Genomic DNA, 26048 nt, shown 5'->3' with positions numbered 1-26048 from the left:
TATGAAAAGGGCGGCCTTGATGGGGTCGCCCTTTTTTAATGCGTGCGGACAAACTCTGCGATGCCTGAAGAGAGGCCGGGCGCGAGCGGCGCGTCGGGAACGGCATAGAGCCGCGTATTGCCGGCGCGGTCGGCGGGCGCCGTTTTCAGGACGTGGTTCATATTGTCGATCACCAGATAGTTGATGCCTTGCCGGGCGCTGACGAGGCGCTGCGCATCGGTGATGCTGACCTGGAGATCGTTGCTGCCTTGCACGATCAGCGTCGGTATCGAGAGCTTTGAGAGTTCGCGGACGGGATCGTATTTGAACCAGGAAATCAGATAGGGCTGCACGCTCGGCCGGAAGAGGGCTGCGAGTTCGGGCGGCACGTCGGCGACGGTTTGTCCGGCCTCGAGTTTCTTCAGAATGTTTTTCGCCTGCTCCTGAAGCGGGCCGATCGGGCCGATGGCCGCCAGTTGCTCGCGGAGCAGTATGGGCGCAGGCCTGCCGGCTCCGGCGATCAGGATGAGACCCGCGACAGGTTTCTGTTCCGCCGCAAGCGTTGCGATGAGTGCGCCTTCGCTATGGCCGAGGAGAAAGACGCGGCGGATATTTTTCTGCGCCGCCAGAAACGTCGCCCATTTGACGGCGTCGTCCACGTAAGTCGTCAGACGCAGATCCTGTTCGGGCGGTGCCGCCTTTGCGCTTTCGCCGACGCCTCTCTTGTCAATTCGAAGCGATGCAATTCCGTTGGCGCCAAGATCATGCGCAAGCAGCAAGAGGCTGTTGTTGGTCGCGCCGGGAAAATTGCCGTTGCGATCGGTTGGCCCCGAGCCGGGGAGGATGAGCATTGCATCCACCGGCGCGGAGCCAGACGGCGTGGTGAGCGTGCCGTGGAGCGGGGCGAGGCCGCCGTCGACCGAGACCTGTTGTTCGGCCCATGTGGTTGCCGACTTTGCCTGCATCATTGCTCCCATCGCGAAAAAGATGGCGAGCGCGAATGCAGCGCGCATCACGGCACCAGAATGGTTGCGCCCGTCGTCTTGCGCGCTTCAAGGTCGCGATGGGCCTGAGCGGCGTCGGCGAGTTTGTAGTGCTGATTGATCTGGACCTTGACCGCACCCTTGGCGACCACGTCGAAAACATTCTTGCCGATCTCGGCATAGTCTTCATTCGTCGCGGCATAAGTCGCGAGTGTCGGGCGCGTCACATAGAGCGAGCCTTTGGCCGCGAGAATGCCGAGGTCGACGCCGGTGACGGGGCCTGACGCATTGCCGAAGGAGACGAGGAGGCCGCGGGGGGCAAGGCAATCGAGCGAGGCCAGAAACGTGTCCTTGCCGACGCCGTCATAGACGACGGGGACTTTTCGGCCAGCGGTGATTTCCTTGACGCGCTCGGCGACATTTTCACTGCGATAGTTGATGACATGGTCGCAGCCATGAGCGCGGGCAAGCGCCGCTTTTTCATCCGTTCCCACCGTGCCGATGACGGTGCATCCCAGATGCTTTGCCCATTGCGTTGCGATGAGGCCGACGCCGCCTGCGGCTGCATGCCAGAGGATCGTCTGGCCGGGCTCGACGCGGAATGTGCGGCGCAGGAGATATTCAGCCGTCGCACCTTTGAGGAGCAGGGTTGCGGCAACTTCAAAGCTCACGGCATCGGGGAGCGGAAGGGCGCGGATCGCCGGCACGTTGGTCGCCTCGGCATAAGCGCCACCGCTATTGTAAGCCACGCGGTCGCCAACCTTCAGATTGGTGACGCCTTCGCCCACGGCTTCGACAATGCCTGCGGCTTCGCTGCCAAGCGTGAAAGGAAGCGACACGGGGTAAAGGCCGGAACGGAAATAGGTCTCGACGAAGTTGAGACCTATGGCCTTGTTCCGTACACGGACCTGACCGGCAGCGGGGGCGGCAAGCTCCACATCGTCATATTGCAGAACTTCAGGACCGCCCGTTTTATGCACACGGATCGCTTTGATGGTCATGTCATATTCCCTTCACGTTTCAGCGTCTGGCCAGCGCAAGGCCGAGCCCTGCGGCGGCGAGAACGACGCCTGTGATCTTGTTGCGGATGATTTGTGCGCGCGCGCTTTTCAGATGCGGCGCGAGACGACCTGCGGCGACGGCATAGGTGCCGTCGGACAAGGCGCCGAGCGTGACGAAGCTCACAGCTAGCAGCATGAGCTGCGGCGTTGCCGGTTTTGCAGCGTCGATAAATTGGGGGAAGAAGGCGGCGTAGAAGGCCAGCACTTTCGGGTTGGTCACCGAGATGAGAAAGCCGCGCCGATAGAGTGTTACGGGTCTCGCGCGTGGAGCGGCGGGCGTCGCCACGTCGCCATGCTCGATCGGTGCGCGCCAGGCCTGAATGCCGAGCCAGACGAGATAGGCCGCGCCGATCAGCTTCAGCGCTTCCGCCCAGGGCCCGAGTGCCGCGAGCAGAGGCGCAAGGCCTGCGACCACGAGAACCATGTGGACCACGAGCGCGCTTGTCGATCCGCTCAGCGCAATGAGTGCATCGCGCGGACCCTGACGGATGCCGGTCGCGACGAGAAAGGTCACGACCGGCCCCGGCACGATGCAGAGCACCAGTGTTGCCGCAAGAAACGCCAGATAGAGTTCAAGCGACATCAAGATGTTTTACGCCAGGTTCTTCTTGAAGAAGGCGAGGGTGCGGGCGTTGGCCTCGTCCGCGGCCTTCTTGTCGTAGTGCTGGCCGCCGACGCGGGCGAAGGCGTGATCGCATTCGGGATATTGGTGGATGGTGACGAGCGCATTGTCGCGCAGATCGTCGATGATCTCGGCTTGCGCGCCGGGATTGACGAATTCATCCTTGCCGGCGATGTGGAGCATCAGCGGCTTCGTCATGAATTCGGCGTCGGCGAGGCGCGTCTGGATGTTGACGCCGTAGAAGCCCACGGAGGCGTCCGCATCGGTCTTGCAGGCGGTGAGATAGGCCATGAAGCCGCCGAGGCAATAGCCGACCGCGCCGACCTTGCCGGTGGTCAGGGGGCGAAGCGTGTCGATCGTCGCCTTGATGTCGGTGAGGCCGGTTTCGGTGTTGAAGAGGCCGAAAAGCTCAAAGGCCCGCTTCCACTCGGCTTCGGTCTTGTCGGTGATGTCGATGCCGGGCTCGATGCGCCAGAAGAGATCGGGGCAGAGGGCGACATAGCCCTGGGCCGCGAGGCCGTCGGCGATGTCGCGCATGACCTGATTGACGCCGAAAATTTCCTGGATGACGACAATGCCCGGGCCTTTGCCCGATGCCGGCTTTGCCAGATATCCGGAGAAAGAGCCGTCCGGCCCATTAATTGTGATGGTTTCGCCGCTCATATCCGGCCTCCTCGCCTCGAAATGGATGATGGGCGTGGACTTTAGCCGGGCGGGGCGAGGGTTGCGAGGCGAGACTTGATGTCATCGCCTCGCGAGGTCGTGTCGGATCAGGCGGCGCGGACTTCTTTGTTGGCGGAAGTGGTGGCTTCCGCACGGGCGCGGGCTGCGAGAGAGGGCATGGCGCGCGCATTGTTGCGCTGCGAAGCCTGTGCATGGGGCGCGAGGGCGACGCTGAATGCGTCGACATAATAACGCGCGAAAAGACCGATGATGTTCATTTTAATTACCATTGAGTTCGATGATAGTTAGATAGATGCCCATAGATGGCTTTTCAAACGATGACTTTTAACAGCAGGTGTAAGAATATCTAACATATGAGTATCCGCAGACTGCCGCCATTGAATGCGCTTCGGGCCTTCGAAGCCGCAGCGCGCCACGGGAATTTCTCCCGCGCCGCAGCGGAGTTGCACGTCACTCATGCCGCAATCAGCCATCAGGTTCGGGCGCTGGAAGAGGAGGCGGGCGTCGCGCTTTTTCGTCGCACGGGCCGCGCCGTGGTGCTGACGGATGCCGGGCGGTCGCTCTTGCCGGTGCTTTCGCTCGCTTTCGACCAGATCGCGGAGGGCTGGGCGCAGGTCAGGGGCGAGGAAGGCGGGCCGCTCACCGTATCGGTCGAGCCGTCATTTGCCGCGCGCTGGCTGGTGCTTCGGCTCGGCAGGTTCAATCGCGCACATCCCGATATCGATCTACGGCTGATGCCCTCATCGGCGGCCACGGATTTCGACCTTCAGGACGTCGATATCGGTATTCTTTACGGGCTTGGCGGCTGGGAAAATGTGACCTGCGAGCGATTGTTCGAGGCGACCGTCTATCCGGTTTGCGCTCCCTCCTTGCTTCAGGCGGCGGAAGCGGCGGGAAAACCGATCAGGACGCCTGACGATTTGCGGTTCCACACCCTTCTCCATGAAGAGACGACGGCGCATTGGAAAAGCTGGCTCGATGCGGCAGGTGTGCGAAACACGCGCTGGGCGTCTCGCGGGCCGCTCTTTGTCGAAGCCTCGCTCGCGCTTCAGGCGGCGGCAGCCGGGCAGGGCGTGGCGCTCGGCAATGATCCGCTGGCTATGACCGATCTTTCTGAAGGGCGGCTCGTGCGGCTTTTCGATCTCGAAACGCCGGATGACGAGGCCTATTGGCTCGTCTATCCCGAACGCAGTGCGCGCAAGGCGAAGGTTCAGGCGTTCCGCACCTGGATGCGCGAGGAAGCCGGATTGCTTCCCGCCGAGATCAAGATGCTGAAGGCGCGGGCGCGGGCGAAGACCCCGGCGCGCGAGCGCGCAAAAGCGCCGAAGCCAGATCCTCAAGATTCGTGATCGGCAGCGAGCAGGTTTCGCCGACACAGACATAAGCGGTCGGTTTGCCGTCGATCTGGCGTTTGCCATGGGCGGGATGATTGTCGGGCAAGTTCGTCCCCGCATCGATGCGCGAGAGGATGCGCGTCGGCAGGGCCATGCCCAGCACGGTGCGGCGCATGGCCGCCGTTTCGTCGCGTGTGCCGATGAGGACGATCTGGATCGCCCAGATGCGCGTCTCGAAGCTTGAGAGATAAGACCCGAGCGGAAAGATGTTGTGGGTCAACTCGCCGGCAAAGGCGCGGATGATTTCGTCGGCGCGGGCGAGATATTTTTCTTCGCCGGTCAGAAGGGCGAGCTTCGTGAGCAGGCCTGGCATGATGCCGTTTGCGGCGGGCGTCGCATTGTCGGAGACGCTGCGGGTGCGCACGATGAGGGCGGGCGCATCGTCGGCGGTGAAGAAATAGCCGCCGAGTTTTTCATCCCAATAATGCGCGTCGAGTTCGGCGACGAATTTTTCCGCGTCGGACAGATAGGCGCTGTCGTCCGTCGCCTCGGCCAGCGCAAGCGATGCATCGAGCATGTTGGCGAGGCCGTCCGACATGGCGCGATGCTGCAATTTGTTTTCGCGCCAGGCGTGATGCAAACGGCCATCGACGATCATGTTCGTCCGGACGAAACGATAGGCACGCGCCGCCGCTTCAATCCATGAAGGCTCGGCCAGCGTCGCGCCGGCTTCGGCAAGCGATGCGATCATCAACCCGTTCCAGTCCGACAGAACCTTGTCGTCGAAACCGGGACGCATACGGGGTGCACGAGCGAGAAAGAGCTTGTGCCGCAAGGGTTCGAGCGATTTCTCTTCTTCTTCCGAGAAGGGCTCATCGGCGCGGGAAAGGCGGTTGAGGATATTGGTGTGTTCCCAATTTCCTTGCGCGCTGACGTCATAGATCTGCTTGAAGTGAAGCGCGTCCTTGCCCAGAACGGCGTCGATTTCCGCCTCGCTCCAGACATAGAAGCGGCCTTCCTCGCCCTCGCTATCGGCGTCGAGCGAAGCCGCGAAGCCGCCGGCTTTTTGTTGCGCCTCGCTGCGGGACGAGGCTGCTCCTTGCTCGCCGATGACCGTCATTTCCCGGAACAGCCATTCGACGGTTTCACGCGCGCGGCGGGCATAGAGCGGTTTCTTCGTCTCTGCCCAGGCGGAAGCGAGAAGGCGCAGGAGCTGCGCATTGTCGTAGAGCATCTTTTCAAAATGCGGAGCGAGCCAGCGCTCATCGACCGCATAGCGCGCAAAGCCGCCGCCGAGGTGATCGTAGATGCCGCCTTCGCACATGTGATCGAGGGCGCGGAGCGAGGCGGCGCGGAGATCGTCGCGGCCGCTTCGCAGGTGAGAGCGCCAGAGGAAAGTGAGAAGGGGCGTTTGCGGAAATTTCGGCGCGCCCTTGATGCCGCCATGGACGGGATCGGTCAGCGACAGGAACTTGTCGGCCACATTGTCGAGAATGTCCGGCGTCGGCTCGCCGGGATGAGCATGGGCGGCCTGAGCGGCGAGGCCTTTGACGAGGGCGGTGCGGTTCTGCTCGATCTTCTCCGGCTCCTCGCGGAAGAGGCGCGAGACCTCCTCCATCAGCGGAATGAAGCCGGGCCGGCCATATTTCGCATCCTTGGGGAAATAGGTACCGCCCCAGAAGGGGTCGCCGTCGGGCGTCAGAAACATGGTCAGCGGCCAGCCGCCTTGCTCGCCGAGCATATGGAGCGCGTTCATATAGATGGTGTCGATATCGGGCCGCTCCTCGCGATCGACCTTGATCGGAACGAAATGCCGGTTCATCACGGCGGCAACTTCATCGTCCTCGAAGCTTTCATGCGCCATGACGTGACACCAGTGACAGGCGGCATAGCCCACCGATAGAAGGATCGGCTTGTTCTGCGCGCGGGCCTCCGCCAGAGCGGCTTCGCCCCAGGGGCGCCAATGGACAGGATTGTCCTTGTGCTGGAGGAGATAGGGGCTGGTCTCGTCGCTCAGGAAATTGCGTGACATCGGGTTGTCCGGGCGGTTCACTTCGGGGAGATGCAGATCATTGTCTAACATATGGAACTGGAGAGAGATCAGGCCATGAAAGTTACGATCGATGTCGATCTTACGCCGGAAGAGGCGAGACGGCTGATGGGGCTTCCCGATCTCGAAGCGATGCAGCAGCGGCTTCTTGCCCAGCTCGAAAAGCAAATGGCCTCGAACCTCTCCTACATGGATCCCGAAATGCTGGTAAAAGCCATCCTGCCTGTCGGCGCGCAGGGGCTCGAGCAATTCCAGAATCTGCTTTGGGGCATGGCGCGCAGCGCGACGGGCGGCGCGGCAAAAGGCGCGAAGAAACCGGCCAAGCCGGAATAGCTCGCGTCGATTTAGTTCAACTGACTCAACGATCGGATCGATTCGGATTGGAAACGATTTACGCTCTTTCGAGCGCGGGCGGACGCGCCGGTGTGGCGGTGCTCCGCATTTCTGGTCCGGCGACTTCGGCGGCCATCAAGGCTCTGACGGGGCGCGAGGTGCCGCCTCCGCGCGTTGCCACATTGCGCCGGATTTCTGATCCGGCGAATGGAGCGGCGCTCGACCGGGCGCTGGTGATCTGGTTTGCCGGGCCGCAAAGTTTCACCGGCGAGGATGTCGCCGAATTTCATGTTCATGGCGGGCGGGCGGTGGTCGATGGCGTTCTCGGCGCGCTTGGCCGTCAGCCCGGTTTGCGCGCGGCCAATCCCGGCGAGTTCACGCGGCGCGCTTTCGAGAATGGAAAGCTCGATCTGACCGAGGCAGAGGGGCTTGCCGATCTCATCGACGCGGAAACCGAGGCGCAGCGCCGTCAGGCTCTGCGGCAGATGGAAGGCGCACTTGGCCGTATCTATGAAGGCTGGCGGGCGCGGCTGATCCGGGTGCTTGCCTATGCCGAAGCCGAAATCGATTTTGCGGATGAGGATATTCCCGCCGATCTGATGGCACAGCTCGGGCCGGAGATCGAGGCGCTTGCGAATGAGATTCGAGCGCATCTCGATGACGGGCGGCGGGGCGAGCGGTTGCGTGACGGTGTCGAGGTCGCAATCGTCGGGCCGCCGAATGTCGGCAAATCGAGCCTTCTCAATCGGCTGGCGGGGCGCGAGGCGGCGATTGTCTCCGACGAGGCGGGGACGACGCGCGATGTGCTGGAAGTCCGGCTCGATCTCGGCGGCATCCCGGTGACTCTGGCCGATACGGCGGGCTTGCGCGAGGCGGTCGGGGCCATCGAGAAGGAAGGGATCAGGCGGGCGCTCGCCAGGGCGGAATCCGCCGACCTCAGACTCGTCATGGTTGCAGCGAAGCCGGAAGGCGGGATCGAGGGCGACTTCGATCTGGCCCGTCCCGGTGACATTCGGATCGTCAATAAGGCCGATATGGGAGGCGGGGCCGATGAGGCGCTGGCCATTTCGGCGCTGACGGGCGAGGGCGTTGAGGCGCTGGTCGCGGTTTTGACGGAACGGGTCACGGTCTTGTTCGGCGCGTCGGAGCACCCGGTGGTTACGCGGGCGCGGCATCGCGAAGGGCTGGAAGCTTGCGCGGGGGAACTCGACAGGGCTTTTGCAGGGCTCCGGGACGATATTTCCGGGGAGCTGGTGGCGGAAGATTTGCGCTTGGCGGCGCGGTCGCTGGGCCGGATAACGGGTCGGGTGGATGTCGAAGATTTGCTAGATGTGGTGTTCCGGGACTTTTGTATCGGCAAATAATGTTTCACGTGAAACAGAGTCCGGCTCACACGGGGTCGACTCCCGGTTGTGAGGGACTACGCCCTTGGGGAAAGTCTTTGACCGGGTGCCCCGACGCAGACTAAAGCTTTCGCAGATATCGCCTGTACGGCGCGTGTGAGGCCTCAATTGGGTTCTTTCGACTTCGATGTGATTGTGATCGGCGGCGGACATGCCGGCTGCGAAGCCGCGTCCGGCGCGGCGCGGGCAGGGGCGAATACGCTTCTGCTGACGCATCGCTATGACACTATCGGGGAAATGTCCTGTAATCCGGCCATTGGCGGACTTGGCAAGGGCCATCTGGTTCGCGAGATCGACGCGCTGGACGGTTTGATGGGCCGGGTTGCCGATGCGGCGGGTATCCAGTTCCGCCTGCTCAATCGCCGCAAGGGCCCGGCCGTTCGCGGGCCGCGGGCTCAGGCCGACCGCAAGCTCTACCGCAAGGCGATGCAGGCCGCGATCGAGGCCCAGCGCGGGCTGACGGTTGTGGAGGGCGGCGTCAACGATCTGGTGGTCGAGGATAATCATGTCGCCGGTGTCGTCACCGAGGACGGGCGGATTTTCCGGGCGCGGCGGGTTGTTCTGACGACTGGGACTTTTCTGCGTGGAATGATTCATATTGGGACAGAACGCATTCCGGCCGGGCGCGTCGGCGAGGCCCCGACTCTGGGGCTTTCGGATCGGCTCTATGGCCTTGGCTTCGCGCTGGGGCGCTTGAAGACCGGGACGCCCGCGCGGCTCGACGGCAGCTCCATCGCCTGGGGCGATCTTCAGATTCAGCCGGGCGACAACCCGCCAGTGCCGTTCTCGTTTCTAACCCGCGAAATCACCGTTCCTCAGGTCAATTGCCACATCACGCGGACGAGTGAGGCGACGCATCGGATCATCGAGGCGAACCTCAAATATTCGCCTGTCTATTCCGGCCAGATCGAAGGGGTGGGGCCGCGCTATTGCCCGTCCATCGAGGACAAGGTGGTTCGGTTCCGCGAACGCGACAGCCACCAGATCTTCCTTGAGCCGGAAGGGCTGGACGACGACACGATCTATCCCAACGGGATTTCGACGGCGCTGCCGCCGGAGGTTCAGCTCGCTTTCATGAAGACCATTCCCGGTCTGGAAAACGTCGTCATGCGGCGCGCGGGCTATGCCATCGAATATGACTATATCGATCCGCGCGAATTGCGCCCGACGCTGGAGACGAAGCGCCTGCCGGGGCTTTATCTCGCCGGGCAGATCAATGGCACGACCGGCTATGAAGAGGCGGCGGCGCAAGGTCTGGTCGCGGGGCTTAATGCAGCGCAAGCGGAGCGGGGCGGTGAGCCGGTCGTTTTCGACCGGGCGCAGGCCTATATCGGGGTTCTGATCGACGATCTCATCACGCGCGGTGTCAGCGAGCCCTATCGCATGTTCACGTCGCGGGCGGAATATCGCCTTACGCTGCGGGCCGACAATGCCGATCAGCGGCTGACGCCGGTGGGCGTCGAGCTTGGCATTATCGGTGAGGAGCGCCGGAAGACATTCGAGACGAAGCTCTCGGCCCTGAGGGCGGCGCAGGAGATGGCCAGAACGGCGCGGATGTCGCCGAATGAGCTGGTGAAGCGTGGCTTCAAGATCAATCAGGACGGTGTGTCGCGAAGCGCCGCCGATCTACTGGCCTATCCCGACATCGATATCTCGAAGCTGGCATCCGTCTGGCCGGAGCTTGGTACGCTTGAGCCCGAGGTGGCCGAGCAGCTCGAAATCGAGGCGCAATATTCCGGCTATCTGTCGCGTCAGCAATCGGACATCAATTCCTTCCGCAAGGATGAAGGGCTGAGCATTCCGTCCGATATCGATTATGACGCGATCTTCGGCCTGTCGAATGAAGTTCGCCTCAAGCTCGGCAAGTCGCGGCCTGCGACTTTGGGTCAGGCGGCGAGGGTGGATGGCATGACGCCAGCGGCCCTGACGACGCTTCTCGTCCACATAAAACAGCGGGTCCGTCGCACAGCTTGATGGTAGGGCTGAGAACGACCCCATATATAGTGTCAGGCAGTATGCAAGTCCTTGATGCGGAATCCTTTTCTGCCGCGGCTTCTGTTTCACGTGAAACAATGGAGCGGCTCAAAGCCTATGAGGCGCTTTTGCTGAAATGGCAGAAGAGCATCAATCTGGTTTCGTCAGCGACACTGACCGATCTTTGGCGGCGCCATATGTGGGACTCCGGCCAATTGGCTGCGATGGCGCCAGTCGAAGCGAAGCGCTGGGTCGATCTGGGGAGCGGGGCGGGGTTTCCGGGGCTGGTGGTCGCGGTGCTTTTGCGCGACAGGCCGGGTTTTCAGATGGATCTGGTCGAAAGCGATCAACGGAAATGCGTGTTTTTACGAGAGGCGGCCCGGATTACCGGCGCGCCGGTTCGCGTTCATGCCTGCCGGATCGAAGACTTCGTAATGGAGGAGGGCGTCGCTCCCGACATTATAAGTGCCCGCGCGTTGGCGTCCTTGTGGCAAATACTCACCTGGTCGGCACCTTTTTGGGGAAAAAGCACGATTGGGCTCTTTCCCAAGGGTCGTAACGTCACGGATGAATTGACGGGTTCAAGGAAAGATTGGATATTTGAAGTTGAAGCCAATGCCAGCCAATCGGACTCCTCCGGCACGGTGCTGAAGCTTTGGGGGCTCAAACATGCAAATCTCCGACGCGATCTCTGACGCCGCAAAAGTTGCAAGCACCCTGACGGCGTCCGCGCCGGTGCGCATCGAACCTGCCAATGTTCGGCCTCGCATTCTGGTTCTCGCGAACCAGAAGGGCGGCGTGGGCAAAACCACCACCGCAATTAATCTGGGTACGGCGCTTGCCGCCGTCGGCGAGCGTGTGCTGATTGTCGATCTCGATCCGCAGGGCAATGCCAGCACGGGTCTCGGCATCGGCAGGGCCGAGCGTAAGGTCTCTGCCTATGACGTTCTGATCGGCTCGGCGCTGATTGAAGATGCTGTCGTGCCGACGAAGGTTCCCGGCCTCGACATTGTTCCGTCCACGATGGATTTGCTCGGCGCGGAACTTGAGCTTGCCAGCGTGCCGCGTCGTTCGCATCGTTTGCGCGATGCCTTGGCGCGCATGCCGCGTTCGGGTCGTCTGCGCGAGGATAGCGACAAGGAGCGCGAGATGACGAAGCGCCCCTATACTTACCTCCTGATCGATTGCCCACCTTCGCTCAACCTTCTGACCATCAATGCGATGACGGCGGCGGATGCGATCCTTGTGCCGCTGCAATGCGAATTCTTTGCGCTTGAAGGTCTGAGCCAGCTTTTGCGGACGGTCGAGCGCGTCAAGTCGAGCCTCAATCCGCGCCTTGAAATTCAAGGCGTGGTGCTGACCATGTTCGATCAGCGCAACAAGTTGTCCGATCAGGTTGCCTCGGACGTTCGGCAGCATCTGGGCGACAAGGTCTATCGCACGGTCATTCCGCGCAACGTCCGTCTGTCCGAAGCGCCTTCCTATGGCAAGCCCGCGCTGGTTTACGATCATCGCTGCGCCGGGAGCAAAGCCTATATGAAGCTGGCGTCAGAGCTGATCCGTCGCGAGCGCGCCTTGCGTCAGACGGCAGCCTGACCGACCGGGCAGGGGCACATTAAGATCGCCGGTTAATGCGATGAAAGGTTTCCGAGTTTCGGCCATACGCGGTAGCGCCGGGGCCTGTTACCCTCAAGTTTCCGGCTGATATGCTAAATAATGGGCGGTGTGACGCCGGCCATACTTCGGTTACGATCGGTGCGAGCGATCAAGGCTGAAGTGCGATACCTGATCGACAGACAAAGATAGAGATTTGGGGATGACGATGATGGCAGAGGAAAGCCCGAGCCGGTTGGGGCGTGGACTTGCGGCGCTGATTGGCGACGACGCGGCCTTTGCGCTGGGAGATACGGGCGTTCAGGCGCCGCGCGGCGTGCGCGAAGTGCCGATCGAGTTTCTGCGGCCCAACCCGTTTCAGCCCCGGCATGTTTTCCGCGAGGAAGAGCTTGCCGATCTTTCCAACTCCATTCGCGAGCAGGGCATTCTTCAGCCCATCGTGGTGCGTCCCGTCGAGGGCAATCCCGATGCGTTTGAAATCGTTGCCGGTGAGCGTCGCTGGCGTGCCGCGCAAAAGGCGCAGCTCCATCAGGTTCCGATCCTCATCAAGGAACTGACCGACGCGCAGTCGCTCGAAATCGCGATCATCGAAAACGTACAGCGCGCCGATCTCAATGCGGTTGAAGAGGCTGCGGGTTACGACCGGCTGATGCAGCAGTTCGATTATACGCAGGAGAAGGTGTCGAAGCTGATCGGCAAGAGCCGCAGCCATGTCGCCAATACGATGCGTCTTCTGTCGCTGCCGGCTTCTGTTCGCGGTCTGATCGAAGATGGAAAGCTGACGGCTGGCCATGCTCGTCCGCTGATCGGCATGGCCCGCGCCGAGGAAGTGGCGCGGGAAATCGTTGCCAAGGGCTTGAGCGTTCGCGATGCCGAGGCTCTGGCGCGCAAGGAAACGACCGGCACGTCCGAGCCGCGCAAGGGGCAAAGCTCCGCGCGTTCGGAAAAAGACGCCGATACGGCCGCGCTGGAACGCAATATTTCTGAGCAGCTCGGCCTCAAGGTCGAGATCAATCATTCGGGCGAGGAAGGCGGCGAGGTGCGCGTCACCTACAAGTCGCTCGAGCAGCTTGATGAGATCTGCCGCCGTCTGGCCGGACGGAGCGGCGCGCGGATCAACTGACCGCAAATTGATGCGTTTTGATGTCGCGCCGAACTGGTTCTAGCGCGCGCCCGCGCGCGCGGCCTGGGCGATGCGCAACAGCGTCTGTCCGCAAATCGCGTTTTCCGGCAATCCGGTCGTTTTGCATTGCGTATCGGCCTCGACCACCAGGGTCAGCGCACGGTCAAGCCGACGCCGGTTCCACAGACTCAACTGACGACGGACCATGCTTGCCCGGCTGAAATGCACGGGTGGCCGCATTGCGCGCATTGCAGTGTCGGCCGGCGTGCCGGATTCGATCTCCGAGACCACAAGATGAAGCTGGATCAGGTGGCGTGACAGCGCATTCAGCATCGCAATCGGGCTCAGATCAGCGCTGCGGGCGCGGGCCAATGCCACATCGAGCGCGGCAAGGTCGCCGCCAATGGCCGCATCCACCACATCGTCGAGACCTGAATCAGCATTGTCGCCGACACAGGCGCGGACATCGGCCAGTGTAACCGTCTGCTTTGCACCCTCTGCCGATCCCGGCCCCATATAGAGCGCGAGTTTCTCAAGCTCGTTCAGCGTTACGCCGCGATCGCTTCCAAGATTGGAGGTCAGATATTGAAGCGCGGCAGGCTCCGCCATCAGTCCGTCGCGGGCAAGGCGCTTGCGGATCGTGTCTTCAAGCGTGGCCGCATCATCGGCATAGCAGGGCATCGCGGCGGCGTTTGCCGCTTCTTCGAATAGTTTGCGTAATGACGATCTCGGACCCAGATCGCCGCCCTCGACGATGATCAGCGCATCGCCCTTCGGATCGGTGAGAAATCCATCGAAGGTTTTTGAGAGCGTGTCGCCCGCGCCGCGAATGCGCACGATGCGCCGGCCGCCCAGCATGGCGATGGCGGCGGCTTCATCGGCAAGGCGGGCAGGGTCCTGACGCAGATCGCCATCGGTGAGATCGGCGATGCGGAAGGGGTCGGAGGGATCCTCCACGACGCTGCGCGACAGGGCATTGATCCGTTCACGGATCAAGCCGGAATCGGGACCGTAAACCAGCACGGCGCGAACACGCGCATCGGGCCGGGCGGCGAAGCGTTCAGCTTCCGATGCTTTGATCTTCATGCCGGGATCTTCATGCCACGCGCCTATTGGACAGACGTGTCGCCCTTGGCGGCCTGACGATCGAAAAAGACGCTGATTTGCTGCTTTATATCCTTCGCCACCGTTTCCGCCGTGCGCTTTTCCGCGTCCTGTGCGGCGCTCAGATTGGCGAATTCGGAATCGACGCGGTTATAGGATGAGCGCGCACGGGCCGTCGATTTGAAGACCGTCTTGCCGTCCGCCACCGAGGTCAGAATGAAGGGAACGACCAGCACGAAATTCGCGCGGGTCACGGCGGCGTCCTGCTGGATCGCTACGTCCTGCCTGTAGGAGCTTGGGTTCAGGGTCAGCTTGTAGGTGGCGCTTGTCGGCGAATTGCCGTCGCTGCTCAAGCTATCGAGCAGACTATATTTCAATGAGCGGCCGAGAACGGTTTCAGGCGCGATCACATCCACATCGGCGAGACGATTGACGGTGCTGGCCGTCGTTCCGTTGTCGCCATAGAGCGGCCGGAAGCCGCAAGCGCCAAGCGGAAGCATGGCGCCTGCGAGCAGGAGGAGGGCGAAGAGCTGAAGGGGCCTGTGCAACACCTCAGACCACGATGTTGATGATCTTGCCAGGGACCACGATGACCTTGCGGACGGCTTTCCCATCGATAGCCTTCTCCACTTTTTCAAGCGCGAGCGCCGCGCGCTCGATTTCGCCGTTATCTGCATCTCGCGCGATGACGAGTTCGTCCCGGCGCTTGCCGTTCACCTGAACCGCAATCGTCACTGCATCTTCTACGAGGAGCGAGGGATCGGCAACCGGCCAGGGCGTGTCGACCACCAGCGTCTTGTGGCCAAGCTCGGCCCAGCACTCTTCGGCCAGATGCGGCATCATGGGGGCGACGGCGAGAACCATGAACTCGGTGGCCTCACGGCGCGCCCAGCGTGCGGCTTCCATGTCGTTGCCGGGCACGAAGGTCGAGATTGCATTGGCAAGCTCGTAAACCCGGGCGACGGCACGATTGAAGCGCAGATTATCGAAATCGTCGGTGACGGCTGCCAGCGAGCGATGGGCGGCGCGGTGAAGCGCCATCGAGGCTTCGTCGAAAGTGGCGGGCGCAGGCGTGCCTGCCGGGCAAAGCTCGTCCGGTTCGCCGGTAACGATGCGCCAGAAGCGCTGCGTGAAGCGCCAGGCTCCTTCGGCACCTGCTTCCGACCATTGCACATCGCGTTCAGGCGGCGAGTCCGACAGGATGAACCAGCGGGCGGTGTCGGCGCCGTATTGATCGATGATCGCCGTCGGATCGATCACGTTGCGCTTCGACTTCGACATGGACTCGATCGGCCCGATCGTTACGACTTCGCCGGTTTCGACGTGGACCGCGCCGCTATCGGTGAATTTGACTTCCTCGGGGAAGAGCCAGCGGCCGTCGGCACCCTTGTAGGTTTCGTGCGTCACCATGCCTTGCGTAAACAGCCCGTCGAAAGGCTCGTCGAGGCCCAGATGGCCGGTCGCATGCATGGCGCGGCTGAAATAGCGCGAGTAAAGAAGATGCAGGATCGCGTGTTCGACGCCGCCGATATATTGATCGACCGGCAGCCAGTAATCGACCGCGGCGCGATCGGTCGGCTTTGCCGATTTGGGCGAGCAGAAGCGCGCGAAATACCAGGACGAGTCGACGAATGTGTCGAATGTGTCGGTTTCGCGCAGAGCCGGTTTGTTGCATGTCGGGCAGGGGACATGCTTCCAGGTCGGGTGGCGGTCCAGCGGATTGCCGGGCTGGTCGAATGTCACGTCGTCGGGCAGGCGCACGGGCAACTGATCATGCGGCACCGGCACGATGCCGCAATCGACGCAGTGAATGATCGGGATCGGGCAGCCCCAATAGCGCTGGCGCGAAATGCCCCAGTCGCGCAGGCGGAAATTGACTGTGCCTTCGCCGAGCTTCAACTCTTCGAGCTTTGCAATCGCGGCGCGTTTGGCAGCCGTTACATCGAGCCCGTCGAGGAAGGCTGAATTCACGGCAATACCATCGCCGGTGAAGGCGTCGCTGCTGGTTGTGAGGTCTTTCAGGAAAGCGTCGCGATCCGCAGCGGAGAGATCTTTCGGCGCGACGACGGGGATGACCGGCAGGCCATATTTACGCGCGAAGTCGATGTCGCGCTGGTCATGGGCCGGGCAGCCGAAGATCGCGCCCGTGCCGTAATCCATCAGCACGAAGTTTGCGACATAGACGGGCAGGAGGTGGCCTTCGCTGAAGGGGTGACGGGCCTTGAGGCCTGTATCGATGCCCTTCTTCTCGACCTTTTCGAGCGCCGCTTCGGTTGTGCCGACAAGCGCCGCTTCCTTCAGGAAGGCGTCGATGGCGGGGTTCGTCTTCGCCAGTTTGACGGCCAGCGGATGGCCGGGCGAGATCGCGCAGAAGGACGCGCCGAACAAAGTGTCGGGCCGCGTCGTGAAAACTTCCAGCGACGCATCTGCATCGTCAGCGCCGATGAGCGGAAAGAATACGCGCGCGCCTTCGGAGCGGCCGATCCAGTTCTTCTGCATCAGCCGGACTTTTTCCGGCCAGCGCGTCAGCGTGTCGAGGCCGCCGAGCAATGCGTCGGCCATGTCGGTGATCTTGAGGAACCACTGCGTGAGTTCGCGGCGCTCAACCAGTGCGCCGGAGCGCCAGCCGCGTCCGTCGATCACCTGTTCGTTCGCCAGAACCGTATTGTCGACCGGGTCCCAGTTCACATAGCTCTTCTTGCGAGTGACGAATCCCTTGGCGAGAAAATCCAGAAACAGTTCCTGCTCATGCCAGTAATATTCGGGATCGCAGGTTGCAAATTCGCGCTCCCAGTCGATCGCAAGGCCCATGCCCTGGAGCTGGCTGCGCATCGTGGCGATATTCGCATAGGTCCATTTCGCCGGATGGGTGTTGCGCTCGATGGCGGCGTTTTCCGCCGGCATGCCGAAAGCGTCCCAGCCCATCGGGTGCAACACGTTGAAGCCGCGCGCGCGCTTGTAGCGAGCGATGATGTCGCCCATCGTGTAGTTGCGCACATGCCCCATGTGAATCTTTCCCGACGGATAGGGAAACATTTCCAGGACATAGTATTTGGGTTTGCCTTCGGCTTCGGCGCCCTCGCGGGTGCGGAAGCTGCAATGGTCTTCCCAGGCCTTTTGCCATCTGGGTTCGCTGGCGCGGGCGTTATAGCGTGTCGACATGATTTGGGCTCGAGGGCTTGGCGCGGATCGCAATTAGTCCGATCCGGGCGGCAGGGCTGGCCGGAGCTTCAGATGAAGCCCCGGCTTACCAGCTGATCTATTTCTTGATGTCGCCGGCTTCGTCACTGTTGATGCGCAGCTGACGGGCACGGACGAGGATGGCGTTTTCGATTTTCGGGCCGGTCGACACATCGGTCGGCGCGTCGATCCAGCCGGATTTGGCGTCTGCCTTCTGACGGAATACAGCCACCTTCACACCATCGGCACGCAGGCGGCGGTCCATGATGTAGACGGTGAGCTTGAAGCGCTCGCCCGGCGTCTTGGGATCCTGATACCAGTCGGTGATGATGACGCCGCCGAAAGGATCGGCCGAGGCGAGCGGCATGAAGGAGATTGTGTCGAGCGAAGCGCGCCACAGGAAGCTGTTGACGCCGATGCCGCCGGTCTGCTTGGCATCGTCGCCCGAGCCGAAGAGCTTGATGCCGCCTTCGCCGAAAATCGTCTGGCGTTCGCCTGTCGGATTCGGGTTGGTCGGTCCGGTGCCTTCCTGCGAAGGATAGTTGCTCTCGCCGCCCTTGAAGAGGCCGCAACCGCCCAGTGCCACAAGCCCGGCAAGCAGGCAGGCGCTCGTCACGGCCTTTATTCCGCCTCGCATCTGGCGCGAAGTCTCAGTCCTGCGCGCTGCACGCGCGGTCATTTCGTTCGTCATCGCTTTACGGCAAGCCTCTCGCGTTACGCCCCGATTTCCCCTGTTCCGGCCGGGATTTCATCCCGAGCCGGCACCTGACCGCAATCGTTTCCAGTCAGGCTTTCCCTCGCGCCGCCCGATTCAGACATCCGACCCCGCCCGATGCGAAGATCGAGGGCCTGTTTTCGGCCTCGAACCGGCATTTATCCGTTCGAAATTACACCCGCTGGTTCTTGCGCACCTCAATGATGGGAGCAAGTGAATTCCAGTCAAGGGCATGAAAATCGGCCGATATCGACTCTATATACCGGGGCCGGTCATGCCTCGCAACGCGGCGTCGTTTCCATGCGCGAGATGCCGATGCGATGCTCCCGAGGGTGTGTGATTTAAACGTCACAGGCAATCATTCGTTGATTGATCGCGACTCGAGATGCCTGCAAAAACCCCCCTCCTGCCGCCATCCAAGTTCGCAGACGGCTTCTGCCGCAGGCGCTAACACATTGCCATTTATCGTTTAATGACTTGTGCTCTTTCCGCAACATGCGCCGACTTTCAGACTTGCGGACCCCTCCGTTCACTTGACGCGGTAGCCTTATCACCTGATTAATCGTGCCACGCGCTCGGGGGGCATTTTCTCAGTCGGCCCGGCGGTGAACGCGACCACGGATAGATGCGCTTTCCGCTGGTTCGTAAAATTGAACAGCTAACGCTGACACTGCGAGGAACATATGAAAAAGACACTCCTTGGGACGACCGCACTTGTCGCCGTCGGCCTTCTTGCCGGCCCGGCGCTCGCGAGCGACCCGCTGAAGGTTACTGTTGGCGGCAACGTCGTCACGGGCTTCTACGTCATCGACGCCGACAATGTTGGCGCCACGTCCTTCGAAGACACGAAGGTCGCCCTCGTCGCTCGTAACATCGACATCAAGGCCGAAGGCACGCTCGACAACGGCCTCGTCGCCGGTGTGGATGCGAAGCTGCAACTCGGTTCGGACTTCGGCTATGCCGCTCAGGGCGACGCGACGTTCCGTCAGCTCTTCGCCTACCTCGAAGGTGGCTTCGGTCGCTTCGAAATGGGTGGCACCGACGGCGCCGCCTACAAGATGCACTACACGTCGCCCTGGTTCGTGCCGGGCAACGGCGTCGACTCGCCGAACATCTATAACGGCCACGGTGTTGTTCGTGCATCGACCTTCTCGCTGCTTGCGACCAATTCCAACAAGGTCAGCTACTTCACGCCGCGTCTCGCCGGCTTCCAGCTCGGCGCGTCCTATACGCCTGAAGTGTCCAGCAACACGCCGAGCCAGAATGGTCTTGGCCTGACGGCGAAGGGCGCGGCCAACGTCGCTGAAGTCTTCGAAGTGGCGGCGAACTATGCCGGCACATTCGGTGGTGTCGATGTCGGCGTGGATGGCTTCTACGTCAGCGGCCAGGATCGCTTCGGTAATGGCGATCCGGAAGAGTATGGCATCGGTGCCAACCTCGGCTATGCCGGCTTCACGCTCGGCGGCGCCTGGTACAAGGGTAAGGACACCATGTCTCCGGGTTCGGCCACGACTGGTTCGGGCACGAAGGTGTGGACGGCTGGTCTTAAGTACGCGACCGGCCCGTGGACTGTTGGCGTTGCCTACCTCAAGGGCGAAGGCCAGGGTGGTGCTTCTGGCGCTGAGAACAAGTCCTGGCAGGTCGGCGGCGGTTACAGCCTCGGCTCCGGCGTGGACCTCGGTCTCGACCTTCAGCTGAACAAGGTTGATTTCGGCGCTGGCGAAGTCGAAGCCAAGTCGGCTGGTCTCGTTCTTGCGGTCGCGTTCTAATCGCATCGCTATAATTACATCGAGAGAGCGGGCTTCGGCCCGCTCTCTTTTTTTGCGCGATCTGCTTTGGTAGAAGAGGCGACCCGCAAATTTCAAAAAGACCGTATATATGGGCGCGATAATCTGGCTGGCCTCTTATCCAAAGTCCGGCAACACATGGATGCGATCGTTTCTTCACAACCTGCTGATGAACCCCCCGCGTCCTGTTCCCATCAATGAGCTCAACCGTTTTTGTCTTGGTGAGTCGGGCGCGGCTCCTTATGCGGCGCGCGCGGGCAAGCCCTATGAAGATATTTCGCCGGAAGAAATCGCGCGATTGCGGCCATTGGTTCATATGGATTTTACGCGCGCCTCTCCCGACTCCGTATTCGTGAAGACGCACAACTATCTCGGCACCTGGTTTGACCAGCCGCTGCATAATATGGATGTGACGGCTGGCGGAATTTACATTCTGCGAAATCCGCTCGACGTCGCACTATCGGTCACGCACCACTACTCAATGTCTCTCGACCAAGCGATTGAACGTCTGGCGACGGTAGGCGTGGGTACTGATACCGGCGATGGCCATGTGCCGGAGGTTCACTCCTCCTGGTCTCATCATGTGGCTAGCTGGACCGCCGCTCCCAATCCGCAACTTCTCGTGTTGCGCTACGAAGATATGCTTGAACAACCGCAGATCTATTTCCGAAAGACTGCGGAATTTCTCGGACTTAATCCGCCGCAGGAACGTCTCGATCGGGCGATCCGGTTTTCTTCTTTCAAATCATTGAAAGAGCAGGAAGAGCAGGAAGGCTTCAGGGAGCGACCCAAGAAAGCGCAATCTTCATTCTTTCGCGAAGGTCGCTCCGAGCAATGGCGCGAAGTATTGTCGCCCGCGCAAATTCGACGGATCATTTCCGACCATCGCGAGCAGATGGAGCGCTTTGATTACATTCCGAAGGACTATGCGTAACGTCTAGCGCGCGAGAAAGCCGATGCCCGCAATGCCGCTCGCGCCGCTGCCGCGAAGACGGCGCAACTTGTCGGGTGTCGTGACGCCGCCGAGCGCATAGGCGGAAAGCCCGAGCGACAAGGCAAAATGCGCGAGTTGCGCAAAGCGCGTGACTCCGAGCGTGCGTGCGCCGGGGTGGCTCGCGGTCGCAAAAACCGGCGATATCAACACTGCATCTGCACCTGCGCGGGCCGCGGCAAGGATTGCGGATTGCGAATGTGCTGCCGCCGTGACCAGCAGTCCGGGTCTTGAGCGACGAGCCCTTACCGACATTCCATCCGTATGCGGCGTATTCAGCATATGCTCGGCGAGATGGATACCGTCGATGCCGGGGCATGCGGTGCGGTTCGATCCTGACAGAAGCAGCAGGCAGCGTTTTGCATGTGCCGCTCGAGAGAGCTTCGCCAACTCGCTCCGCGAAATGTCGATGCCATAAGCGCGCCAGATCAGGATAGAGCCATGCGGTACGGCGGCCAGAGCGGCGAAGGGATCGGGCCCGCGGGTTGGATCGGTCAAGGCGATGAGGCGGGGCATGTGTTTCCGCGCAGGCGTCCCGAGATAGCGCGTTGCGTGCATCATCGCATCCGGCTTGTCACTTTTCCCGGCAGCCACTAGCTTCACCTGTCATCCCGTCGTTACTCGCTTGAGCATAGTTATGTCCTCGTCAGATACCAAGGAAGTGGGAGACGCCGCCAGACGGCTTGGCGATATTCGCGCCCGTGTGGCCACTGCTTTGGCCGGTGCTGGCCGACATGACGAGGTGACGCTCGTGGCCGTGTCGAAAACTTTCGATGCGAAGGAGATCACGCCGCTGATCGATGCGGGGCAGCGTGTCTTTGGCGAGAACCGTGTGCAGGAAGCGGTGGCAAAATGGCCGGCGCTGAAATCGCAGACGGAGGGAATAGAGCTTCATCTGATCGGGCCCTTGCAGACCAACAAGCTGAAACAGGCGCTGTCGCTTTTCGATGTCATTCATACGCTCGACCGGCCAAGGCTTGCGCATGCGCTGGCGACAGCACGCGATAGCGGTTCGCGCCTGCCGCGCCTTTTCATTCAGGTGAATACGGGCGAGGAGCCGCAAAAGGCGGGTGTGTTGCCGAGTGATACCGACCGGTTCATCGGGCTATGCCGCGATGAACTGTCTCTGCCGATTGATGGGCTGATGTGCATTCCGCCGGTTGATGAAGCGCCGGAGCGACATTTCCTGCTGTTGGCTGACATTGCGCGGGCCAATGGCCTTACCGGGCTTTCCATGGGCATGAGTGCGGATTTCGAAACGGCGATCCGTTGCGGCGCGAGCCATGTGCGTGTCGGCAGCGCCTTGTTCGGCTCACGGAGTTGATGCGAGCTCGATCACCATTTGCGTTGTGGGCGTCACATTCGCGAGAACGCTCCGCATATCGTCGAGGCGCAGGGCGACGCAGCCTTCGGTCGGTTGAAGGACGCCGTCCTTGTCTTTCGCGAGATGGAAAAATATCGCGCTGCCTGCGCCCGGTTTCACGGGCGCATCGTTGTAACCGAGCATGATGGCGATGTCGTAGAGCTGATCGTCGCGCCAAAGCGTTTCGGTGCTTGCGCCATAAGGGCGTTTGACGAAGCGATTATAAGCCGCGTCATCCGGCGCGTCGCACCATCCATCGTCGGGCAGTGTTTCAATCATCGTCAGTCTGCTGACCGGTCGTGCGACCCTGTCCGGCCGATATCGCAATTCCCGCAGCGGGAAGGTGCCGATCGGCGTGCCGCCATCCCCCTCTCGTTTTGCCGTGACAATGCCCGAGCGGCCAAGGGCGCAGATGAATTCATCGCCGTGAAAGCGGAGGCGGCCAAGCGTCGCGCCTTTCGGGGCGGTGACGTGAATATTTATCGAGATGCTCATGGCGCGACTCTAATGAGCAGGGACCCGGCGGCAAGTGCGATCAGAAGCCGCCCGTGTCTCCCGGTGCGAAGGCAGCGGCGGGAAGCTGCGCCGTGTTCGCGGCTTTCAGTGCGTCGAGCTGGTCGAGGCTCGTCTGCATGGCCGCCATCAGATCGTCGGGCTTGCCTGTGACGGGCTTTGCCGCTGCGGGGAGCGGCAATTTAGAGGCGGCATCGGCGGCCGCAACCTTCGCCGCTATCTCAGGGTTTGCCGCCTTGGCGGCCTTCGGGTCGGCAAAGGAGCCGATCAGGGCGTTGAATGCGTCAGGGCTGAGCTGGGGCAGCGGCTGTGGCGGCGTTTTTGATGCGACCTGTACCGGCGCGGCGGCAGGCATGGGGGCAGACTTTTCACTTGCCGGTGTCGCCGCCGGTGCAATCGATCCGGTCGTATCGGCGGCTTGTGCCGTTGCGGGCGGCGTTGCCGTCGCCACCGTCGTCGGCTCCGGCTTGTCGCTGCCGAAGAGGCCGGCGATGACATGTTCACCTATGTCCTCACCGGAGACCGAAGCTATGGCGGCATCGGCGACGGAGAGGACGAGGCCGATGGGGCCGCCGTAAAGCGCACCACCGGCGACCCGGGCCTGCGGGCTGATCGTGTCGCCGGTCAGATGGCGATAGGCCTGCGCGACGACCGGAATATGCTGGAGGGGGTTTATGGTGTCGAGAAGGTCCGAAAAGCTCAATGCCTGCCCCTGGGGCGTCTTTCCCTGCGCGCGCGCGGTCCGCAACGCGTCGAAGGCGTCGGAAGCCATATTGTGCTTGCCGTGAAGGGCGGGTGCGGCGGAGGCGGCAAAATCGGTCATACTGGCGCTTTGTTCGAGCCTGAGGTTCCACTTCAAGGCAGCAAGGCTTGGGCCAATTGAAGCCCGCGGCAAAGTCTCATGGAAACAAGGTCTTAAGCGAGACGCGGGTTTGACTTGAAGCGCTGCCCGGCAGAGATTACCGGGCCATATTGAGTGCTTGGCCAGCGCGTGTGATCCGGGTTGGTCGAGGGAAACGGATTGCGGCGAAGATGCCGCCTGATCGGAGATCGTTCGTCATGTCAAAACGCCCGCCGAAAAAGGGTCCTTCGACGCCCTTCACGCCGGGGCCGGTCATGCGGCCAACCGTGCCACTGCCCGGCATGGCGGGCGGCTTTCGACCGACGATCCCGCTGCCGGGTTCTGCGATGCCTGCAGTGCCGCGCGCGCCTTCGTCCGGTGAGATCGCCGAGGCGCTCAGGAAGGCCGCCGGACTCTATGCGGCAAAGCACTTTGGCCAAGCAGAGGAGATTGCGCGTCTCATTCTGCGTTTTGTGCCACGGCAAGCGGATGCATTGCATCTTCTCGGGCTTATTGTCTTTGCGAAGGGCGACGCGGCGGAATCGGAGCGCCTTATCTCCACCGCGCTTGCGGCATCCAAGCCGCATCCAAATCTTCTGGTGAATCTCGGAAATGCCCAGCGTCAGCAGGGCAAGATTGAAGCGGCTCTTGCTTCCTATAACCGGGCGCTCAAGATCGACGTGGTATATGCCGATGCATATGTCGAACGTGGAGAGCTTCTGGCTGCTCAGCAGAGGTTCTCCGAAGCGCTTCAAGATTATGAAATGCTGATCAAGCTGCGCTCCGCCGAGATTGCGCCTTATCTACGCGCAGCGACGGCCGCGAGCGACCTTGGAGATTTTCGTCTGGCGCTTGCCTATTGCGATCGTGCGCTCCCTCAACTCGATCCGCAGCCGCTTGAGCTCCTGACAATGATCGCGATGACGCATGAGCGCCTGTCGGAATTGCCGGAAGCGATTTTGTGGGCGGAAAAGGCGCTCGCGCGTGATCCTCAGAATGCAAATGCCTTGCGCGTCTGGGCCAAGGCTCGTCGCCGCATTGCCAAACGCGACCCGCAGCGTCTTGCCGAAATCCATGAACGCCTCAGCCGGGTCAATGCGGAAGCAATGTCGGCATCGGATGCCCGGGTGATATATGCGGAGATGGCAAATGTCTGCGATGAGCTTGGCAATGTCGATGAAGCCTTTGCCTATTTCACGCGGCAGAATGAAAAGACGTTTGAGTTTTCCAAGCAGATGGGCGTCACCAATGAGGCCTTTCTGGAAGACGTGGACAAACTGATCGAGGTTTTCACGCCGGCTTTCATTTCAAGCTGGCAGGCGATACCCGACGAACCGCCTGTTGCGAAATATCGCGCCGCGCCGGTTTTTCTTGTGGGCTTTCCAAGATCGGGAACGACGCTGCTCGATCAGATTCTCGATTCGCATGACGAAGTGCAGGTCATAGAGGAGCGCCCGCTCTTGCGTGCTGCCAAGGTGGCTGCGGATGCATTGCCGGGCGGTTATCCGCTCGGGCTTGCACCCCTTACCGCCGAGCTTCGTCGTCATGTGCGCTCGGTTTATTGGGCGGAGGTCGAGAAAGAGGGCGTCGACGTTGCCGGGAAGATCATCGTCGACAAGATGCCGCTCAACATCGTTCACATCGGTCTCGTTCAGCGCATCTTTCCTGAAGCGAAAATCATTCTCGCGCTGCGTCATCCCGCTGACGTCGTGCTGTCCTGCTTCATGCAGGACTTTATTCCAAATGGCGCGATGGCGAATTTTCTGTCGCTCGACGGGGCGGCGCGACTTTACGATCGCGTCATGACGCTCTGGCAGCAATATCGCACGGTGTTGCCGCTCAATGTCGTCGAGGTGCGGTACGAGAATCTCATTCGCGATCTGCGTGGGGAGGTCGAGCCGGTGATCGATTTCCTTGGGCTTACATGGAATGAGGCGCAGAGCGATCCTGCCGCGCATGCGCTGGCGCGCGGGACGATCCGTACACCGTCATATGCGCAGGTGACGCAACCGATCTACGGCACGGCGGCGGATCGCTGGCGGCGCTATGAGAAGCATCTGGCGCCGGTTTTGCCGTTGCTTGAAAAACATATTCGTCATTTCGGCTATCAGCTTTGAGCGTTTCATGACGTCCAAGAAAATCCTGATCGTCGATGACGACGAGGCGCTTCGCGGGTCGCTGATCGAACAGCTTCAGCTTCATGAGGAATTCGATTGCATCGCCATGCCGTCGGCGGCGAGTGGGCTTGAGCATGTGCGCTCCGCCCATGTCGATCTCGTCCTGCTCGATGTCGGATTGCCGGACATGGATGGGCGCGAGGTTTGCCGCCTGATGCGCAAGGACGGCGTCAAGGTGCCGATCATCATGCTGACAGGGGCGGATACGGATTCCGAC

At 61.5% G+C, this 26048-nt stretch carries 25 protein-coding genes; 12 read left to right on the top strand and 13 right to left on the bottom strand.

Translation table 11 applies throughout. The annotated features are described in order from the left end of the window. Positions 1 to 35: 35 nt before the first annotated feature. The 5 genes from WA943_RS02915 to WA943_RS02895 form a co-directional block, all read right to left on the bottom strand. Entirely contained in the window at positions 36 to 992 is a 957-nt protein-coding gene (locus tag WA943_RS02915; RefSeq protein ID WP_424468338.1) for an alpha/beta hydrolase family protein, read from the bottom strand. Next, positions 992 to 1963, bottom strand: coding sequence for a quinone oxidoreductase family protein (locus tag WA943_RS02910; RefSeq protein WP_424468337.1), 972 nt, complete (start codon positions 1961 to 1963; stop codon positions 992 to 994). The genes WA943_RS02915 and WA943_RS02910 overlap by 1 nt, the downstream gene beginning before the upstream one ends. Before the next feature lie 19 nt (positions 1964 to 1982). Beyond that, positions 1983 to 2606 carry a LysE family translocator gene (locus tag WA943_RS02905; RefSeq protein WP_424468336.1) on the bottom strand — a complete coding sequence of 208 codons (624 nt, stop codon included), beginning with the start codon at positions 2604 to 2606 and terminating at the stop codon, positions 1983 to 1985. Positions 2607 to 2615: 9 nt separating this feature from the next. Beyond that, positions 2616 to 3308 carry a dienelactone hydrolase family protein gene (locus WA943_RS02900; RefSeq protein WP_424468335.1) on the bottom strand — a complete coding sequence of 231 codons (693 nt, stop codon included), beginning with the start codon at positions 3306 to 3308 and terminating at the stop codon, positions 2616 to 2618. Positions 3309 to 3415: 107 nt separating this feature from the next. Next, positions 3416 to 3586: a hypothetical protein gene (locus WA943_RS02895; protein ID WP_424468334.1), complete on the bottom strand. Its 171-nt coding sequence runs from the start codon at positions 3584 to 3586 to the stop codon at positions 3416 to 3418. Positions 3587 to 3682: 96 nt separating this feature from the next. Between WA943_RS02895 and gcvA the strand changes: the two genes are divergently transcribed. After that, positions 3683 to 4678, top strand: a complete 996-nt coding sequence (gene gcvA / locus WA943_RS02890) for a transcriptional regulator GcvA (protein ID WP_424468333.1) — start codon at positions 3683 to 3685, stop codon at positions 4676 to 4678. Here gcvA and WA943_RS02885 read toward each other — a convergent pair. Beyond that, the gene (locus WA943_RS02885; RefSeq protein ID WP_424468332.1) at positions 4593 to 6695 is read right to left on the bottom strand and encodes a thioredoxin domain-containing protein; all 2103 of its coding nucleotides are present in this window, start codon (positions 6693 to 6695) and stop codon (positions 4593 to 4595) included. The genes gcvA and WA943_RS02885 overlap by 86 nt on opposite strands. Before the next feature lie 75 nt (positions 6696 to 6770). Between WA943_RS02885 and WA943_RS02880 the strand changes: the two genes are divergently transcribed. From WA943_RS02880 to WA943_RS02855, 6 genes are all read left to right on the top strand, one after another. Further along, positions 6771 to 7046, top strand: coding sequence for a DUF6489 family protein (locus WA943_RS02880; RefSeq protein WP_424468331.1), 276 nt, complete (start codon positions 6771 to 6773; stop codon positions 7044 to 7046). Between the two features lie 47 nt (positions 7047 to 7093). Further along, a complete protein-coding gene (gene mnmE, locus WA943_RS02875) occupies positions 7094 to 8410 on the top strand; it encodes a tRNA uridine-5-carboxymethylaminomethyl(34) synthesis GTPase MnmE (RefSeq protein WP_424468330.1) in 1317 nt (438 codons plus the stop codon). Positions 8411 to 8557: 147 nt separating this feature from the next. Next, entirely contained in the window at positions 8558 to 10423 is a 1866-nt protein-coding gene (gene mnmG / locus WA943_RS02870) for a tRNA uridine-5-carboxymethylaminomethyl(34) synthesis enzyme MnmG (protein WP_424468329.1), read from the top strand. Positions 10424 to 10464: 41 nt separating this feature from the next. Next, positions 10465 to 11118, top strand: a complete 654-nt coding sequence (gene rsmG, locus WA943_RS02865; protein WP_424468328.1) for a 16S rRNA (guanine(527)-N(7))-methyltransferase RsmG — start codon at positions 10465 to 10467, stop codon at positions 11116 to 11118. Then, positions 11093 to 12019 (top strand): ParA family protein, encoded by a 927-nt coding sequence (locus tag WA943_RS02860; RefSeq protein WP_424468327.1) that lies wholly within the window; start codon positions 11093 to 11095, stop codon positions 12017 to 12019. Before rsmG ends, WA943_RS02860 begins: the two co-directional genes overlap by 26 nt. A 229-nt stretch (positions 12020 to 12248) precedes the next feature. After that, on the top strand, positions 12249 to 13160 hold the full coding sequence (locus WA943_RS02855) for a ParB/RepB/Spo0J family partition protein (RefSeq protein ID WP_424468373.1): 912 nt from the start codon (positions 12249 to 12251) through the stop codon (positions 13158 to 13160). 39 nt (positions 13161 to 13199) lie between these two features. Here the strand turns inward: WA943_RS02855 and holA are convergent, their stop codons facing one another. From holA to WA943_RS02835, 4 genes are all read right to left on the bottom strand, one after another. Further along, complete coding sequence (holA, locus tag WA943_RS02850; protein ID WP_424468326.1) at positions 13200 to 14246, bottom strand: DNA polymerase III subunit delta; 1047 nt, start codon at positions 14244 to 14246, stop codon at positions 13200 to 13202. Between the two features lie 23 nt (positions 14247 to 14269). Beyond that, a complete protein-coding gene (locus WA943_RS02845; protein WP_424468325.1) occupies positions 14270 to 14812 on the bottom strand; it encodes a hypothetical protein in 543 nt (180 codons plus the stop codon). A 4-nt stretch (positions 14813 to 14816) separates the two neighbouring features. Next, on the bottom strand, positions 14817 to 17426 hold the full coding sequence (gene leuS, locus WA943_RS02840; protein ID WP_424468324.1) for a leucine--tRNA ligase: 2610 nt from the start codon (positions 17424 to 17426) through the stop codon (positions 14817 to 14819). A 97-nt stretch (positions 17427 to 17523) separates the two neighbouring features. After that, positions 17524 to 18060 carry a DUF3576 domain-containing protein gene (locus WA943_RS02835; RefSeq protein ID WP_424468323.1) on the bottom strand — a complete coding sequence of 179 codons (537 nt, stop codon included), beginning with the start codon at positions 18058 to 18060 and terminating at the stop codon, positions 17524 to 17526. Positions 18061 to 18842: 782 nt separating this feature from the next. Between WA943_RS02835 and WA943_RS02830 the strand changes: the two genes are divergently transcribed. Further along, positions 18843 to 19928: a porin gene (locus tag WA943_RS02830; RefSeq protein WP_424468322.1), complete on the top strand. Its 1086-nt coding sequence runs from the start codon at positions 18843 to 18845 to the stop codon at positions 19926 to 19928. A 109-nt stretch (positions 19929 to 20037) separates the two neighbouring features. Further along, positions 20038 to 20880, top strand: coding sequence for a sulfotransferase domain-containing protein (locus WA943_RS02825; protein WP_424468321.1), 843 nt, complete (start codon positions 20038 to 20040; stop codon positions 20878 to 20880). A 3-nt stretch (positions 20881 to 20883) separates the two neighbouring features. Here WA943_RS02825 and WA943_RS02820 read toward each other — a convergent pair whose 3' ends face one another. Continuing rightward, a complete protein-coding gene (locus tag WA943_RS02820; protein ID WP_424468320.1) occupies positions 20884 to 21531 on the bottom strand; it encodes a thiamine phosphate synthase in 648 nt (215 codons plus the stop codon). Between the two features lie 43 nt (positions 21532 to 21574). Between WA943_RS02820 and WA943_RS02815 the strand changes: the two genes are divergently transcribed. After that, complete coding sequence (locus tag WA943_RS02815) at positions 21575 to 22261, top strand: YggS family pyridoxal phosphate-dependent enzyme (protein WP_424468319.1); 687 nt, start codon at positions 21575 to 21577, stop codon at positions 22259 to 22261. On the opposite strand, the gene WA943_RS02810 is transcribed toward WA943_RS02815, so the two are convergent. Next, a complete protein-coding gene (locus WA943_RS02810; RefSeq protein ID WP_424468318.1) occupies positions 22250 to 22795 on the bottom strand; it encodes a L,D-transpeptidase family protein in 546 nt (181 codons plus the stop codon). The two genes, WA943_RS02815 and WA943_RS02810, sit on opposite strands and share 12 nt — an antisense overlap. Before the next feature lie 40 nt (positions 22796 to 22835). Further along, positions 22836 to 23636, bottom strand: coding sequence for a hypothetical protein (locus tag WA943_RS02805; RefSeq protein ID WP_424468317.1), 801 nt, complete (start codon positions 23634 to 23636; stop codon positions 22836 to 22838). Positions 23637 to 23872: 236 nt separating this feature from the next. On the opposite strand from WA943_RS02805, the gene WA943_RS02800 reads away from it, so the two are divergent. Together WA943_RS02800 and WA943_RS02795 are read left to right on the top strand one after the other, a co-directional pair. Continuing rightward, a complete protein-coding gene (locus WA943_RS02800; RefSeq protein WP_424468316.1) occupies positions 23873 to 25771 on the top strand; it encodes a tetratricopeptide repeat-containing sulfotransferase family protein in 1899 nt (632 codons plus the stop codon). A 7-nt stretch (positions 25772 to 25778) separates the two neighbouring features. Next, a partial coding sequence (locus tag WA943_RS02795) for a response regulator transcription factor (RefSeq protein WP_424468315.1) occupies positions 25779 to 26048 on the top strand: 270 nt, incomplete at its 3' end.

The sequence above is a fragment of the Parvibaculum sp. genome (genome assembly GCF_049651025.1).
Lineage (GTDB): Bacteria > Pseudomonadota > Alphaproteobacteria > Parvibaculales > Parvibaculaceae > Parvibaculum.
This window is presented reverse-complemented; position numbering and strand designations above follow the sequence as displayed.